The sequence below is a fragment of the Rhizobium sp. J15 genome, assembly GCF_002531825.1.
In the GTDB taxonomy this organism is placed as follows: domain Bacteria; phylum Pseudomonadota; class Alphaproteobacteria; order Rhizobiales; family Rhizobiaceae; genus Rhizobium.
On sequence record NZ_NWSX01000016.1, the window covers coordinates 54,370 to 68,939 of the forward strand.

Annotated in this window: 13 protein-coding genes; 7 read left to right on the plus strand and 6 right to left on the minus strand. The window is 61.1% G+C overall.

Annotated features, from left to right (window positions below):
• Positions 1-36 precede the first annotated feature (36 nt).
• The 3 genes from CO670_RS16145 to CO670_RS16155 all read left to right on the plus strand — a co-directional run bounded on the left by CO670_RS16145 (position 37) and on the right by CO670_RS16155 (position 2,264).
• Positions 37-1,209: a YcaO-like family protein gene (locus tag CO670_RS16145; protein WP_097591229.1), complete on the plus strand. Its 1,173-nt coding sequence runs from the start codon at positions 37-39 to the stop codon at positions 1,207-1,209.
• A complete protein-coding gene (locus tag CO670_RS16150; RefSeq protein ID WP_097591167.1) occupies positions 1,206-1,913 on the plus strand; it encodes a TfuA-like protein in 708 nt (235 codons plus the stop codon). Before CO670_RS16145 ends, CO670_RS16150 begins: the two co-directional genes overlap by 4 nt.
• Before the next feature lie 102 nt (positions 1,914-2,015).
• Positions 2,016-2,264, plus strand: coding sequence for a hypothetical protein (locus CO670_RS16155; RefSeq protein WP_088672921.1), 249 nt, complete (start codon positions 2,016-2,018; stop codon positions 2,262-2,264).
• Positions 2,265-2,656: 392 nt separating this feature from the next.
• Here CO670_RS16155 and CO670_RS16160 read toward each other — a convergent pair whose 3' ends face one another.
• Together CO670_RS16160 and ampC are read right to left on the minus strand one after the other, a co-directional pair.
• Positions 2,657-2,863: a hypothetical protein gene (locus CO670_RS16160; protein ID WP_097591168.1), complete on the minus strand. Its 207-nt coding sequence runs from the start codon at positions 2,861-2,863 to the stop codon at positions 2,657-2,659.
• Positions 2,864-4,022: 1,159 nt separating this feature from the next.
• Positions 4,023-5,177 (minus strand): class C beta-lactamase, encoded by a 1,155-nt coding sequence (gene ampC, locus CO670_RS16165; RefSeq protein ID WP_097591169.1) that lies wholly within the window; start codon positions 5,175-5,177, stop codon positions 4,023-4,025.
• Between the two features lie 132 nt (positions 5,178-5,309).
• Between ampC and CO670_RS16170 the strand changes: the two genes are divergently transcribed.
• Complete coding sequence (locus CO670_RS16170; protein WP_097591170.1) at positions 5,310-6,179, plus strand: LysR family transcriptional regulator; 870 nt, start codon at positions 5,310-5,312, stop codon at positions 6,177-6,179.
• Between the two features lie 41 nt (positions 6,180-6,220).
• Here the strand turns inward: CO670_RS16170 and CO670_RS16175 are convergent, their stop codons facing one another.
• Together CO670_RS16175 and CO670_RS16180 are read right to left on the minus strand one after the other, a co-directional pair.
• On the minus strand, positions 6,221-7,210 hold the full coding sequence (locus CO670_RS16175) for a substrate-binding domain-containing protein (protein ID WP_097591171.1): 990 nt from the start codon (positions 7,208-7,210) through the stop codon (positions 6,221-6,223).
• Positions 7,211-7,252: 42 nt separating this feature from the next.
• Positions 7,253-8,233: an NAD(P)-dependent oxidoreductase gene (locus CO670_RS16180; RefSeq protein WP_097591172.1), complete on the minus strand. Its 981-nt coding sequence runs from the start codon at positions 8,231-8,233 to the stop codon at positions 7,253-7,255.
• A 79-nt stretch (positions 8,234-8,312) separates the two neighbouring features.
• Here CO670_RS16180 and CO670_RS16185 point away from each other — a divergent pair, with 79 nt between their 5' ends.
• Positions 8,313-9,233 (plus strand): ATP-binding cassette domain-containing protein, encoded by a 921-nt coding sequence (locus CO670_RS16185; protein WP_097591173.1) that lies wholly within the window; start codon positions 8,313-8,315, stop codon positions 9,231-9,233.
• A gap of 35 nt (positions 9,234-9,268) precedes the next feature.
• A complete protein-coding gene (locus tag CO670_RS16190) occupies positions 9,269-10,267 on the plus strand; it encodes an ABC transporter permease (protein WP_097591174.1) in 999 nt (332 codons plus the stop codon).
• Between the two features lie 62 nt (positions 10,268-10,329).
• Here the strand turns inward: CO670_RS16190 and CO670_RS16195 are convergent, their stop codons facing one another.
• Positions 10,330-10,656, minus strand: a complete 327-nt coding sequence (locus CO670_RS16195) for a GYD domain-containing protein (RefSeq protein ID WP_176538956.1) — start codon at positions 10,654-10,656, stop codon at positions 10,330-10,332.
• A 235-nt stretch (positions 10,657-10,891) separates the two neighbouring features.
• Between CO670_RS16195 and CO670_RS16200 the strand changes: the two genes are divergently transcribed.
• Positions 10,892-12,520, plus strand: coding sequence for a winged helix-turn-helix domain-containing protein (locus CO670_RS16200; RefSeq protein ID WP_097591175.1), 1,629 nt, complete (start codon positions 10,892-10,894; stop codon positions 12,518-12,520).
• A 613-nt stretch (positions 12,521-13,133) separates the two neighbouring features.
• Here CO670_RS16200 and CO670_RS16210 read toward each other — a convergent pair.
• A complete protein-coding gene (locus CO670_RS16210; protein WP_097591177.1) occupies positions 13,134-14,522 on the minus strand; it encodes a DUF882 domain-containing protein in 1,389 nt (462 codons plus the stop codon).
• Positions 14,523-14,570: the final 48 nt, after the last annotated feature.

Sequence of the window (14,570 nt, forward strand, 5' to 3'; positions counted from 1 at the left end):
ACACAGCTGATGCCGAGCCTATATTCCGACAGGATCATTTCGCCGCGGGAAACCCTTTCCCGCGTCGAACCTTTGCTGACGCGGTTCGGCATTACCAGGGTCGCCAGGCATACCGGACTGGACGATATCGGCATCCCCGTCTGGTGCGCCTATACCCCGAACTCCCGATCGATCGTGATCGCCCAGGGAAAGGGCCTGACAGATCTCGACGCCAAGGTCTCCGCCGTCATGGAGGCCCTGGAACGGGCGGTTGCCGGTGAACCCTCCGTCAAGCTCGTCCATGGTTCTGCTTCCGGTCTCCAGGCAAAGGGCTGCATGATCGACAGGCTGGACTGCCTGACCGCCGTCCATAAGCTGGATCTCGGGCCGGACGAGGAGACCGAATGGGTCGCCGGCGTCAATATTCTGACAGGCGACACCATTCACATTCCCTTCGAGGCGGTGGTGCTCGACCGCACGCGCGAGGCCCGATACTGGATGTCGTCGGATGGGCTGGCATCGGGAAACAATGCCGACGAGGCGGTCTTTCACGGCGTGCTGGAGCGCATCGAGCGCGACGCCCATATGCTGTGGCAGGTCGGCAGCGAAGCGGAACGTTATGCCCGTTGCGTCGATCCCCGCGGCTTTGGGGATAGCGCGCTTACCGGGCTGATCGACAGGATCGAGGCATCGGGCCTGGCGCTTAAGCTCTTCGACATCACCAGCGACATCGCGATCCCGTGTTTTACCGCCATGCTTGGCCCGGGCGACGTCCGGGGCGACAGGGATATTCGCCTGGTCGAAGTGACGGGCGGGGCGGGAGCGCATCCGTCTCCCGTCCGGGCGGCCATGCGCGCGGTGACGGAGGCGGTGCAGTCGCGGCTCACCTATATCAGTGGCGCCCGGGACGATATTTCTCAGGCCACGTTCTCAGGAGCCTTGCCGCCGTTCATGCGGCGGGCTTTCGATGCCGTCGCCGCACCGCCCGCTGCCGCCGTCCGCCGTGACGGCGCGATGGGAGATGGGCAACAGGATCTGCCGCTCCTGCTGCAGCACGTGCTCGATAGCCTGCGCAGCAGGGGGATCGCTTCGGTCGTCGTCGTGCGCCTCAGCGATGAGGCGCTTCCCTTCAGCGTCGTCAAAACCGTCATCCCCGAGCTCGAAAATCCTGAGGGTGAGCGCGCGCGGCGATTTGGAACGAGGGCGCTTGCGAAAGCGATAGGGTTTTGAAGATCATTTTTGCGGGCCCCAGTCTTCCCGACGCGGCTACGCATGCCGGCGAGGGGATACGCGTGCTGCCGCCCGCCACGCAGGGCGACGTGCAGGCCGCGGTGGCAGAGGGCGCCAATGTCATCGGCCTGATCGACGGCGGCTTCGAATATGCGGCGCCGGTCTGGCACAAGGAAATTCTTCATGCCCTGTCGCTCGGCGTGACGGTGCTGGGGGCAGCGAGCATGGGGGCGCTACGGGCCGCGGAATGCCATCCGTTCGGCATGATCGGCATCGGCCGCATTTTCGAAGACTACCGCACCGGCCGGCTCGTCGACGATGCCGCCGTCGCTCTGACCCATGCTCCGAGCGCGCTCGGCAACAAGCCGCTGACGGTGCCGCTGGTCAATGTCACGGCAACGCTCGATGAGATGGAGCGTGACGGGCTGCTGACACACGGGCAGCGAGAGGCGCTCGAAAAAGCCGCAGCTGCGATTTTCTTCAAGAAAAGGACATGGCGGACAGTTGTCGAGCGATGCACCGACCTGGTCGAAGCGGATCGCCCGCAGCTGCTGGCGGCGCTCATTGCCCATTCCATCGATCAAAAACGCATCGATGCCCTGGAATTGCTGAAAGCCGTGCAGGAAGCCGAAGACGCCCGCTCGAGCGCCGTTCTGCCCTGGAAGCTCCACGAAACCTCGTTCCGCACTCGACCTGTGCTGTGAGCCGAATGTGACGAACGTCACCAAGGGTTGTGTCACGCTTTTTTCACGGGCTGGAACGCCGCCGCCCGCGTATTGTGCCTTGAATTCGTGGGAGAATAGGGCATGGGCGTGACATCGGTTGCCAGGATAAACACAGACCAAGGGGCGGAAGACGGTCTGGACGAACTCGTCGCACTTGCGCGAATGATCGCCTATGCGCGGCAGGTCGCCCAAGACGTCAAACTGCAATTTGCGACGCATTGCCTCGATCTCGCACTCGAGGCCGTGAAACAGGAAGTGGGAGGGGGCCTGACCAGGGATCTCGCCGAGTTGAGTTCTCCGGTTCCGCAGGTGAGCGTGCGAAGCCACTGAAGCATGTCGCGCAAAAGGGTGGTTTTGCGCGACATGCGAGAGAGCAAGGACCTAAAGCGGAGGTAGCGAATCTGAAAGATCGCGACGCGCTTTAAAAAACCTGCGCCCGACTGGACGCCGCTGCATCAGATAGGATAGCCCCGAAGATCGCGAGATGTTCGGGGCTATTGGCGTGCGCAACTGAACAGACTAGAGCGAGGTGTAGGCGGGGAGGGCCCGCCGAGAGCGGGAGCGTTGAGTGAGCGTAGCGCTCTTCATCTGCCGCCATCCCGGGATGGCTTGAAGCAGTTGTGGCGGTCTTCTCAGCTTAACTTCCACCGGAGAAGCGGTTGCGAAATCGCGATCCGCGCGTCCTATGGACGAGTGGGCTGTCTTGCCGCCGGTTCGGGACCTCAATGGGTCAAATTGCGCTTCTGAGCCAGAAGCAAAATGTAGTCGTCGGCGATATCTGCGATGGCCATTGCGACTTCCGCCGGATCGCATCCGTCGACCTTCGTGCTTGCAATGAACTGATAAACCGCCTTCTCGATCTGCTTGCGGCAGATCATCACGCGCTCATCGTAACCAAATTCCGGAATCTGCGATGCTATATCACTCATCTGGTCGGCTCCCTCACTACTTACAGTGACCATGACACAAATTTTAAGTTGAGCAAGCAAATGCTTTATGAAGCGTTGATTCGGCTGCCGAGTGCGACCATTTCGACACAGGTCGGAGCATGCGGAATCGCAGCGCGCAAGGGGTTATCTGGGCATATCGGACAGCCCGGCAGGTGGGGCCGTCAAAGAAAGCAGGTCGCATCGACAGCTCAGTTGAAGCCCGATGGAGGGATATTCCGAGACCCACGAGGCGCGCGGCGGGATTCTTGGGGTGCGCGGCTTAACTATCTGATTTACCATCACATATGAGCGCGCTGAGGATCGATGATGCTACCGTGTATGAGCAGGTTTCGACGTGCGCGCACACGGGAACGGCTCAAAAAAAGCCGTGGCCGTCGATGATGCCGACAGCCTATCGGTTGCCCGCGACCGGATATGAAGGCCGCTTCTGATGGCAATTTTTCCGCTCTTTCCCGATAGAGAATACGGCCATTTAAGCGGCAAGGCGCCTGGGTAAATTTTGTGCACAAAGGTGAAAATTTTATCAAAAGATAAAATAAACGATTTCATACAGAGGTTGTATTTATATATCAATGATAAGATGATCAAACTTTAGACATGTGATGATCAGTAGATGTATTTACTGGTGTGGATTACATAGGTAATTGTCGCTGTATAGCCTTCAATAATATCTTCATCATGACAGTGACTGACGTCACAACTTTATTTCTGTTGACTGACTCAGGTGATAGATTGCTGGTTTTGCAGAAATATTATCGGTGCGATGCTTTGCTTTCGTTTTCGCCTCGCGCTGACGACAGTCTTGGTATCCGCCAGAACACGCCTTGGCACCGAGTGGATCCCGCTGCGATAGCTACTTTAAAAAAGTTGAGGACCCGCCGGGGTGGTTGACGGGTCCTCAGATAGGAATGTTTGCACTTTGCGTAGGTATGATTGCAGTAAAATTCCATATTGTCACAGATTATTATTGGGATAATTGTTATTTATTGCGCATAAGTGTATATTTTTTGATCTTTTTCAGCCGGCTATCATCAAGATGTAATCATGCATCTCCATGATATTCATAGATTCCCTTCTGTCGGATCTTGCGATCTGGCTGCTTGCCGGCGCGCGAGGATCGAAATTCAGAAGCCGGGGATCATTTTTCTGCGAGCGCGGTTAGTATGTCGTAGGCTGCGGAGACACGATCTTCGTTGGGATAGTTCTTGTTGGCGAGAATGACGACGCCGAGGCGCTTTTCGGGGACGAAGGCAACATAGGCGCCGAAGCCGTTGGTCGAGCCTGTTTTGTTGATCCACACATCGTCGCGCGGTTTCCTTGCGGGTTTCAGTTCCGAGACCGGGATGGTCTTCAGCATCGCCGCCGAATTGCCCTCCAGCAGCGTCTTCAAGGCCGGGGGATAGGAATATTGCTCCCAGATCAGGTCCTGGGTCATCCCGCCGGTCTCGAAATAGCCGATATGCGTATTGGCGATCGCCTGCTGGAGTTTCCCATCGAGTTTGATCAGGCCCATGTTCGCATCGATGAAGCGGATCACATCGCCTGCGGTGGATTTGACGCCGTAGGCTTCGGGCGAAAGAAGAGCCGGCGTCATGCGGGCCGGTTCGCCGGTGCGCTTGTAGCCTTGGGCATAGTCCGCCATTCGCGATTTCGGAATGTCGATAAAGGTGCTTTTCAAGCCGAGCGAGGGGAATAATCGGTCTTGCATCAGGCTCGTGAAATCACCGCCCATGCCTTTCGCCGTGATATAGCCGAGCATGCCGATGCTCGGATTGGCGTAGCTTCTCTGGGTTCCGGCTTCATATGAGGGCTGCCAGGCCTGGAGATAGACCATCAGCTGCTTTTCGCTGTGGACCTCGTCCGGAACCTGCAGCGGAAATCCGCCCGCCGTGTGAGTGGCGAGATTCATCAGCGCGACGTCGCCGAACGGCTTTCCCTTCATCGCGGGGAGATATTTGTCCACCCTGTCCGAGAGCGAAAGTGCGCCATTCGCTTCCGCATAGGAGGCCAGCGTCACCGTGAAGGTCTTGCTGATCGAGCCGAGTTCAAACAGGGTGGTGGGCGCAACGGGCTTACCCGTGTCCTTCGACTCGACGCCGTAATTGAAGATGTGATCCTGCCCGTCGACTGACATGGCGACGGCCATGCCGGGAATGGCGTGTTTTTCCATGAGCGGCTTGATCGCGGCGTCTGCGATCGCCTTCACTTTCGTCTCGTCGGCGGCAAAGCCGCTCGTGGAAGCGCATGTGGAGATCAGAACCGCCGATAAAATTTTTATCCAGTCACGCTTCATTTTCGTCATCCTCCAGATCACAGGGCGGTCAATATCCGCACAAAAGTGCATGTGGATGGCGTTTAACGGCGCTGTCTTGCGATCACAAACGATGATATCTCGCGGCAGCTGCAAGAAAATCTAGGGCTAAAGATGGTTCGGCCATTCCTCCCTTTGAACGGTCTGAGAGCCTTCGAGGCGTCTGCCAGGCATCTGAGCTTCACCCGCGCCGCAATCGAGCTCTGCGTGACCCAGGCTGCCGTGAGCCAGCAGGTCAAGGGGCTGGAGAAGCGGCTGGGTGTATCGCTCTTTCAGCGTCTTCCCCGCGGTTTGAAAATCACGGCGGAAGGCGAAGCGCTGCTGCCGACGGTGACCGCTTCCTTCGATCAGATGGCGACGACGCTGGACAGGATCGAGGCGGGCCAAGTCCGGGAACTATTGTTTCTGGGTGCGGTGGGGACGTTCGCGGTCGGCTGGCTGCTGCCGCGGCTCTCGGATTTCCAGCGCCGCCATCCCTTCATCGACATCAGGATTTCGACGAACAACAACCGCGTCGATCCGGCTGCGGAAGGGCTCGACTTCACCATCCGCTTCGGCAGCGGGTCCTGGCACGGTACCGAGGCGGTCCGCCTGTTCGACGCGCCGCTCTCGCCGCTCTGCATTCCCGAGTTGGCGGAAAATCTGAAATCGCCCGCCGATCTTGCCGGCGCGACGCTCCTTCGCAGCTATCGGACGGATGAGTGGAGCACGTGGTTTCGGGCGGCCGGCGCCCCGCCGGCGGCGCTGGTCAATGCCGGCATCGTCTTCGATTCCTCCGTCGGCATGATGGAGGCCGCACTCCAGGGACTGGGTATCGCGCTGGCGCCGCCATCGATGTTTTCCCGGCACCTCTCCTCGGGCGCAATCGTGCAGCCGTTCCCGACAGCCATATCGCTCGGAAGCTATTGGCTGACGCGCCTGCAATCGAGGCCGGTCACGGCGGCGATGCGCGCCTTTTCCGACTGGATCTTTTCCAACCTGTGACGTGTTTGAGCGCTCGCCCGCGCGAGCGCTCAAACCGCAGCTTATTTCTGAATGCAGATGTCGACGGTATCCTTGGTGCACTCGTCAAGCCCGGTGAAGACAGGGTCTTCGACGGCCTTTCCGGCGATCAGGTCCATCATGACCGAGGGCGCCTTGTAGCCCATTTCGAACGGCCGCTGGCCGACGAGGGCGGTTACCAGACCTTCCCTAGCGATCGCCACTTCGTCGCCGATCGTATCGGCGGCGCCGATGACGAACTCGTTCTTGCCGATCTTGTCTGCCATCGGCTTGAACAGGTCGCGATAGGGCTGGGGTGCGCCGAACAGCGGCCAGCCGCCCATGATGCCGAAGGCGTCGAGATCGGGGTTGGCGGCGAGGATGTCGGTCATCGCCTGCACGCCCTTGGCGCCGTCGTCATTGGTAAAGACCGGGCAGCCCGCGACCTCCGTCCAGCCGCCTTCACCCTTCAGTTCGGCAAGCCCCTTCTGTCCGCTCAGCGTATCGCGCATGCCCTGTGCGCGGCGCAGGATGTTGTCGGCGCCGGGATTGCCTTCGATGGTGCAGATCTTGCCGCCGCTCGGCTTGGCCTTCTTGATGTATTCGCCGATCCGCGCGCCCATCAGGTAGTTGTCGGTGCCGAGATAGGTCTTGCGCAGAGCCGCATCTTCCGCCGCAAGATCGGCATCGAGCGTCATGACGGGAACGCTCGGATTGGCGGTCTTCAGCGTCTGGGCGATCAGCTTGGCGTTGGACGGCGAGATAGCGATGGCGGCCGTATCGGCCTTGCCGAGCATATCCTGGACGATCTGCGCCTCGCCGGCTTCATCGGAGGTCGATGCCGGGCCGGTGTAGAAGCACTCATATTCCGAAGACGCGTTTTCCTTGTTCCATTTCTGGCAGCCCTGGTTGATCGCCTCGAAGAACGGGTTGTCGAGGCCCTTGACGACGATGACCAGCTGCTTCTTGGCGGCCATGGCCTCTCCGGCCGTGAACGCCAGGACGGCTGCTGTAATCAGTAATGCCTTCCTCATAGCTTCCTCCCTTTGAAAGCGGGCACGATTGCCCGCCCGTAATCAACCGGGATACCAGACGATACGAGGCTCCTCCCCTGAACGCCGGTATTCCCAGGCTGAATCGATAAGCTTTTCGAGATCGTAGACGGGGCGCCAGTCCAGCAGGTATTTCGCCTTGCTGTTATCCATCCAGTTGGAGTGGAACCCGCTTGCAATGTCGACGGAGCCGAGCCCGCGCGTGCGGGCGAGATAGGCGGCGACCTCGCCATAATCGACGGGACGATCCATAGCGATATTGAAGAGCTCGCCTCTCGCGCGCGGATTGTCGATCGCCGCGAGGATCGCCGAGACGAGATCGTCGACATGCACGAAATTACGCTTCAGCGGCCGCCCGTCGGCATCACGCAGCAGCGGCACCGTGCCGTCTCTGAGATAACGCTCGGCATCGGCCGGCGGAACGAGCGTCTTCCAGTCCGGCCCGCCGAAGACGTCGTCGCCGAAGGAGAGGGTGAATTTGAAATCGTCCTTCTCCATGATCCAGGGCGCACGCAGGCAGCAGGTGTTGATGCCGTACTGGATGGCGAACTGCTCGAGCATCACCTCTTCGAGCACCTTGGAGAGCGCGTAGCAGCCCGGATAGGCGCGATGCGGCGTCTTTTCGGTCACCGGCCCGTCATGGCGATAAAAGAAATGGCCGATGCCGGCGTCGCCGCCGATGAGGATGAACTGTTTTGCCGCGGGGCTGGTGCGGAAGGCTTCGAGCAGCCAGAAGAGGCCCTTGACGGTCACATTCATGACGTCGGCGGGCGTTTCCTTGCAGGTGGCGAGATGCAGGACATGGGTGACGCCGACCATTGCCGCTGCCACGGCATCGCCGTCGGCGATCGAACCCTTGACCACCTCGATACGGTCGGTTTCTTCGAGCGCGCGATTGTGACAAAGCGCGCGAATGCGTGCATTGGAAAATCTCGGCTCGTCAAGCAGCCCAGCTATGAAGCGCCGCCCGACCTTGCCCGTAGCCCCGGTGACAAGGATCAGCATGCTCTCTCTCCCAGCAACAGCTAATATCCGCCCGTTTCCGGCGTCAATCTGTATTTATCGTACAAAATAGATTTTTGTGATGAGGAGCCGTTTTAGCGGACACTTGATTGACGATTTCTGGTACTTTTGCATTAATGAACGTAATCGCTTTTCCGGGAGGAGATCGGCCGAGCGAGGTCGCAGGCGCCTAACTGGCAGCCGGGTATCGGCAGCCGCCGGTGAGGGCAGGCCTGCAGCTTGCGGGGAGGGTAGTCGACTGGCAGCGGTTCTCGAACTCACCAATATCTCAAAGCATTTCGGCGCCATCCAGGCGGTGAACGACGTGTCGTTCACGCTCGAAGCCGGCCAGGTCGTCGGCCTGATGGGGGATAACGGCGCGGGCAAAAGCACGCTGGTCAAGATGATTGCCGGCAACTTCCGGCCGAGCGAAGGCACGATGCGCCTCGAGGGCAAGGAGATCGTCATGCACCGGCCGGTCGAGGCCCGCCAGCATGGCATCGAGATCGTCCATCAGGACCTGGCGCTCTGCAACAATCTGACGGCGGCGGCCAACGTCTTCCTCGGGCGCGAGCTCAGGCGCGGCATCGGCCCCCTCAAGATCCTGGATTACAAGACGATGTACCGGCGGGCCGGCGAGATCTTCAAGGAATTGAAATCGGAAACGCGGCCGCGCGATCTCGTCAAGCAGATGTCGGGCGGTCAGCGCCAGGCGGTGGCGATCGCCCGCACTATGCTGTCGGAAGCCAAGATCGTGCTGATGGACGAGCCGACGGCGGCCATTTCCGTCCGCCAAGTGGCCGAGGTGCTCAACCTGATCCGCGAACTGCGCGACCGGGGCATCGCGGTCGTCCTGATCAGCCACCGCATGCCCGACGTTTTCACCGTCGCCGACCGGGTGATCGTCATGCGCCGCGGCAGGAAGGTGGCCGACAAATCGATTGCGGCGAGTTCGCCGGAGGAAGTCACGGGTCTTATCACAGGCGCCATCGAACAGGTTTGATCGGTTCGGCGCGATCGGGAGAAAAGAAGTCTGAGATGGCCACCACCCTTGAGCAGACCATTGCGCAGAGAGAGAAAAGCCGGCTTTCGGAATTCGTCGGCAGCCAGACCTTCTGGGTGCTGATCGCCGTCCTTCTGGCCTGCCTTTTCCTGTCCTTCGCCACCGACTCCTTCGCCACGGCGAAGAATCTCTACAACATCACCCGCAACGTCACCTTCGTCGCCATCATCGCGCTCGGGATGACGCTCGTCATCATCACCGGCGGCATCGATCTCTCGGTCGGCTCGGTGCTCTGCCTCTGCAGCATGGTGCTGGCGGTCACCATGAACGCCGGCTACAGCATCGAGGTCGGCATCGCAGCGGCGATCGGCACGGCGCTTCTGGTCGGTGCCTTCAACGGGGTGATGATCGCCTATCTCGACTTTCCGCCCTTCGTGGTGACGCTTGGCATGCTGTCGGTGGCGCGCAGCCTCGCCATGGTCGCCTCCAACAACACCGTCGTCTTCCAGTTCGGTCCCGATCATGACCAGCTGCTGGCGCTCGGCGGTGGCGCCTGGTTTCTCGGCATCGCCAATCCGGTGCTCTACATGGTCATCCTGGCGCTGCTCACCGGCTTTGTGCTGCGCTGGACGCGGTTCGGCCGCTATGTCTTCGCGATCGGCGGCAACGAGCACGCAGCGACACTCACCGGCGTTCCCGTGCGCAGCATCAAGGTCGCCGTCTACATGATCTCGGCGCTCTCGGCCGGCATTGCCGGCATCGTCCAGACCGGCTGGCTCGGCGCCGTCACCACCAATATCGGCGCCGGCATGGAACTCCAGGTCATCGCCGCCGCGGTCATCGGCGGCGCCAACCTCGCCGGCGGTGTGGGCACCGCTTTTGGCGCGCTGGTGGGAGCGGCGCTGATCGAGGTGATCCGCAACAGTCTCGGCCTGCTCGGCATCAATGCGTTCTGGCAGGGGACGTTTATCGGCGGGGCGATCGTGCTGGCGGTGCTGTTTGATCGGATACGGAATTTCAGGCAGAGCGAGTAGGCGCCGCCCCGATCGGACGGTCGGGCAACAGAAGCGAAACGACCGTCGAGCGCGCGGCCCGCCTACGCTGCCGGTGGACGATAGCGGATCGACTTCGCCTTTTCCAAAGCGCGGATCGTATCGTCGACCTCGAGGAGGACGGTGGTTTCCATCGAGCTGAGCGCGCCTCCTGCGCCGATCGCAAGCGCGACAGCCGCCATCGATACGTTGTCCGGCGCTTCCCACAAATTCCACCCGTCATGCTCGCCGAAGGCGTACCAGAACCCGTGGAGTTTTCCGCCTACGGATTCGATGTAGCTCCGTGCCGCCTCCCGGCGATCTTCGGGGTTTTCGATCATGCGCGCCCAGGTCTCGGGCGTGTAACTGAAACGCGTGAGATACATGGCCATGGTTTGCCTCCTCCGCCAGAGCGATACAGTAAACGCTCAAGCCGAAGGGAATGCCAGTCATTCGATGTGCGTATCGGGCTCTCCTGCGTTCGGTCGCAAAGCCGCCCACAGGGTCTGTCAAACGACGTATATTGTTTTGCCGATATTGGCCTTATAAGCAGTTCGGGGTTGGGGTGGAGCCGAGCCGTTCAGGCGCGCAACATGCGGTGTTTGCCCATCAGGCGTTTGGGTCGAGATGATTTCATTTGCGGATACGGGCAAGGCACAGGATCTCCGCTTCGGCGATCTGGTCATCGATGAAGCCTGCATGTTTGCCCATCGCAATGGGCAGACGATCCAGTTCACCAGAAACGAGCGCGCTCTGCTGCTGGCTTTCACCGGCAATCCGCGCCGTCTCATGAGCCGCAACCGTCTGCTGGATGAGATCGCCCAGCCGGGCTCGGATGCATCCGACCGCAATATCGATTTTCTGGTCAACAGATTGCGGCTGAAGCTCGGCGACAACGCCAAGTCCCCCCTCTACATCGCGACCCAATATGGCGAGGGCTACGTCTGGATCGCCACTCCATCCCGGCCTGGCCCGATCGATGCCTTCATGATCATCGCTCCCAGCTTCGAGCTTGAGAAACATCCGCTGCGCCAGCAAGGCCTGTCGCTGGTGGACAGGCTCCGCGACAGGATCGCACCGGCGATCGGCGCCGGCCGGAAGGTCGCCATTACGGAAAGAAACCTTCTCGCCGCCTATGACAAGGCGCGCTATCTACTGCAGGTGAGTTTTCATGCCGATGCCGGTTTTCATGGCGATAGCGGCCGGCTCAACTGTGCGGCCACGCTGCGGGAAATGCCCGCAAAGCGCATCGTCAAGGCCTTCCGCCTGCATCTCGATACCGCGGACGACCTGTCCTTCGTGAACGAGGCGGCGCGCCTCTCCGAAGGCGTTGTCGCAGCCCTGCAGCAGGCCCTGAACGACGCCTCCGACGGGCTCGGAGTACCCACGCATGAAACGCCTGAGGCTCGGTTGAAAAGCGCCTCACAGCTGCTGTCGACCTCGAACCCAAAATGGCTGGCCAGCGGCGAGCGGCTTGCCAGCAGCCGCGAGCAGGATCCCTTCGATGCAGACGCCGCGATCCAATGGGGCCTTCACCTCTTCGCGCGCCTTGTCCTCACCAATCCGTTCGGGGATCGCATCAGCCTGGAAGAGCGCGATCGCACCGAGAGCGAGATCGAAGGCGCCGTGCTGGAGTGCCTGCCCGAAATCGAGGACAAGCCGCTCTTGATGCTGGGGGCCGCCAAGCTTCTCTATTTCATCAATCGCGGCCATCTCGACCTTGCCGCCGAACTGGCCGAGCGGGCGCTCACCCGCACGCAGGATTCCACCGCCGGCCTGCCCATTCTCGGGCAGCTCAGCTGCGCCCGCGGCCGTTTCGACGAAGCGGTCGCTTTCTTCGATCGGGGCATCAAGGCGGGCGAAGCGGGCACGGAGTTTCATCGCCATCTCAGGGTCTTGAAGTGCATTGCCCTGCTGGCTGCCGGCCACAGCCCTTCTTCGGCCGCCCTGGCCACCGATATACCGAATCTCGGTTCGGATTGCCCGCCGCAGATCGCCTTGATGATCGGCTGGATGGCGGCGCAGCCGGATCGGAAACTGCCGGACGCCTCGGAACGGGCGCTTGCCGCCCTCGGGCCGGATTACGCCGCCGCGGCGATCGAATATCTCTACTTCACCTCCGCGCGCCACGTCACCTCGCAGGAGGGGCGCGCAAACGTCATGCGCAACATGATCGCGCATGTCTCGCGCCTGTACGGCAGGCAGGCTATTCCCGATTTCGTCCTGCGCAGCATCGGTTCCGCCGCCGGCGCCTGAGCCATCGCTCATATCTGTCTTTGCCGCCCGCGCCAGCCGGCATGCCGGTTTTCTGCGCCCTCAAATATTGAGCAAACAATCCTCTGATAGCCACGACCGCCGCTGCCCCTGGCGGTCACGTCCCTTCTGAAGACGAAGGCCAGGGCAACGGCTGTTGAATGATCACGAGCGCGGCGCGTCGAGCCAAGAGCCGCGTGCAATCTTTATCGAGGGGGCCATACTCGCATGCCATTTCCAGTCAGGCGTATCCGATACAGTGTCGTTCTCTGCGCAACCCTTCTCATCGCTGCCAGCATTCTTGAGGGGTGCCAGCAGATGTCCGCGGACATTGAGCAGCGGAAGCTGGACGATAAAGCTCAAAAGGAGCTGTGGGACCAGGCACTGGCGTTCGGGCGAAGTGAATCAAACGGGAGTTCGATGAAGACGCCGACGCCGACGTCCACATCCAAGCCGACACCCGCACCCGCACCCGCACCCACGCCGCAGCCTGACCCCAACGGCTTGCCGCTCTGAAACCGGAGTCGTTGAGCAAAACGCGAGGCGGCGGTTCTTTGAACTGCTCGCCTTGCGAGACGCTTTGTCTCGGACGAGGCGCGTAACCTGACGATCGCGGTCAGCCCTCCGGGGACGACACCGCGAACCGGCTGGCATCGAAGGGGACGCTGGCAGCGACCGGGCCGCTGGCAGCGACCGGGATGACATCCTTACGCGGCGTCGCGACATTAGCCTCACGATGAACCGTGCGGGGGGAGACGCGCGGCGGGCTCAATGCAACGGTCTCGCCGGGAGAATGCAGCGCCCATGTCATCAGCGCGGTCTCGGAGGTCGATCCAAGGAAGTTTGCTTCTTCCCAGGAAGCGGTCATGGGCAGGGAGGCGATCATACCAGCGCCCTGCCTGGAAGCCTCCGGCGCAACGATGCGGGGATGGAAGCGGGCGTGATCAGGCAATGCCGAGGGCCGTCTCTCCGGAAGTGCGGCGATCGGGCCGATCGACGCAGTCTCCAGTTCGTCGTCCGCCTCCGCCTCGTCAGCGAGGGCAGGCGGGCGCATCGCCGGTATCGGAATCGGCAAGGATGCGAGATCTGGAGCGGAGCCTTTGTCCTCCCGCCCGGCCGCGCCGGTCTGCAGCGCGAGCGCATTCAACGCCCGGCTTTTCGGCGTCGGCAGAAGCGCCGTCACGAGCTTGCTGTCTTTGGCGTCGCTCGGCGATGCGGCTACGTCTTCATCCTCTCCAGCGGTGCTGGCGATCTGGATCGCGGTGGGGCTGACGCGCCTCTTGTAGTTCGCGACCGCCTGATTGTATCCCGGCAGAGGCCGGCCATCGGCCGGAAGATGCATCGTCTGCCCGTTCGGGAATATCCGCGCGAGTTCCTGCCTGCTCATGCGGGGCCAGGCCCTGACATTGCCGACGTCGAGATGCACGAAGGGCGATCCCGAGGTCGGATAATATCCGACGCCGCCGACCTGCATCTGCATGGCAGTGGCACGCAGAGTCGCAAGCTTCACGCCGGGAACATAGAAATCCATCGCCTTGCCCAGCATGTGCTGGCTCTTCTTGGCGACTCCAGTGCTGCGCGAACGGTTGCGAAGCATGTTGTTGGTGGCAGGGGAGCGATAGGCGGAAACGACGTGGATGTAGTCCCTGCCGCCGCTGCGCTTATACACCTCCCAGACCAGGTCCAGCAGCCGGGGATCCATTTTGGTCGGCTCGTTCCTTCGCCAGTCGCGCAGGAACCGATTGATCTGGGCAAGGCCCTTTGGATCGAACCTTCCATTCCGCTTGTAGGTAATCGTGGCCTTCTCGCCCGTATGGGTAAAGAACAGCTTGAGGGCGCGATCTTCCGCCGAGGCGAGGGAGGCAGAGCCGATGAGGGCCGGGAGCGCAATCAGGGCCGGCAAGAGGGTCTGCGCCGCAAAGCGTTTTGCACGTGAGAGGAGCGTGGCAATGCCGCCCAAGGCTCCGTCCGACAAAACTTGCACTGGATACTTCAACACGAACAAACCGTCCTACACTAAACATTTGGCGACGGGCGGGAACTCCGCATCCAT

Bases quoted from the DNA above. Each gene is read 5' to 3' on its own strand.
- ampC (WP_097591169.1), bottom strand. From the start codon at position 5,177: ATGAAGCGTGACTGGATAAAAATTTTATCGGCGGTTCTGATCTCCACA.
- CO670_RS16185 (WP_097591173.1), top strand. From the start codon at position 8,313: ATGAGGAGCCGTTTTAGCGGACACTTGATTGACGATTTCTGGTACTTT.
- CO670_RS16155 (WP_088672921.1), top strand. From the start codon at position 2,016: ATGGGCGTGACATCGGTTGCCAGGATAAACACAGACCAAGGGGCGGAA.
- CO670_RS16190 (WP_097591174.1), top strand. From the start codon at position 9,269: ATGGCCACCACCCTTGAGCAGACCATTGCGCAGAGAGAGAAAAGCCGG.
- CO670_RS16160 (WP_097591168.1), bottom strand. From the start codon at position 2,863: ATGAGTGATATAGCATCGCAGATTCCGGAATTTGGTTACGATGAGCGC.
- CO670_RS16175 (WP_097591171.1), bottom strand. From the start codon at position 7,210: ATGAGGAAGGCATTACTGATTACAGCAGCCGTCCTGGCGTTCACGGCC.
- CO670_RS16170 (WP_097591170.1), top strand. From the start codon at position 5,310: ATGGTTCGGCCATTCCTCCCTTTGAACGGTCTGAGAGCCTTCGAGGCG.
- CO670_RS16195 (WP_176538956.1), bottom strand. From the start codon at position 10,656: ATGGCCATGTATCTCACGCGTTTCAGTTACACGCCCGAGACCTGGGCG.
- CO670_RS16200 (WP_097591175.1), top strand. From the start codon at position 10,892: ATGATTTCATTTGCGGATACGGGCAAGGCACAGGATCTCCGCTTCGGC.
- CO670_RS16180 (WP_097591172.1), bottom strand. From the start codon at position 8,233: ATGCTGATCCTTGTCACCGGGGCTACGGGCAAGGTCGGGCGGCGCTTC.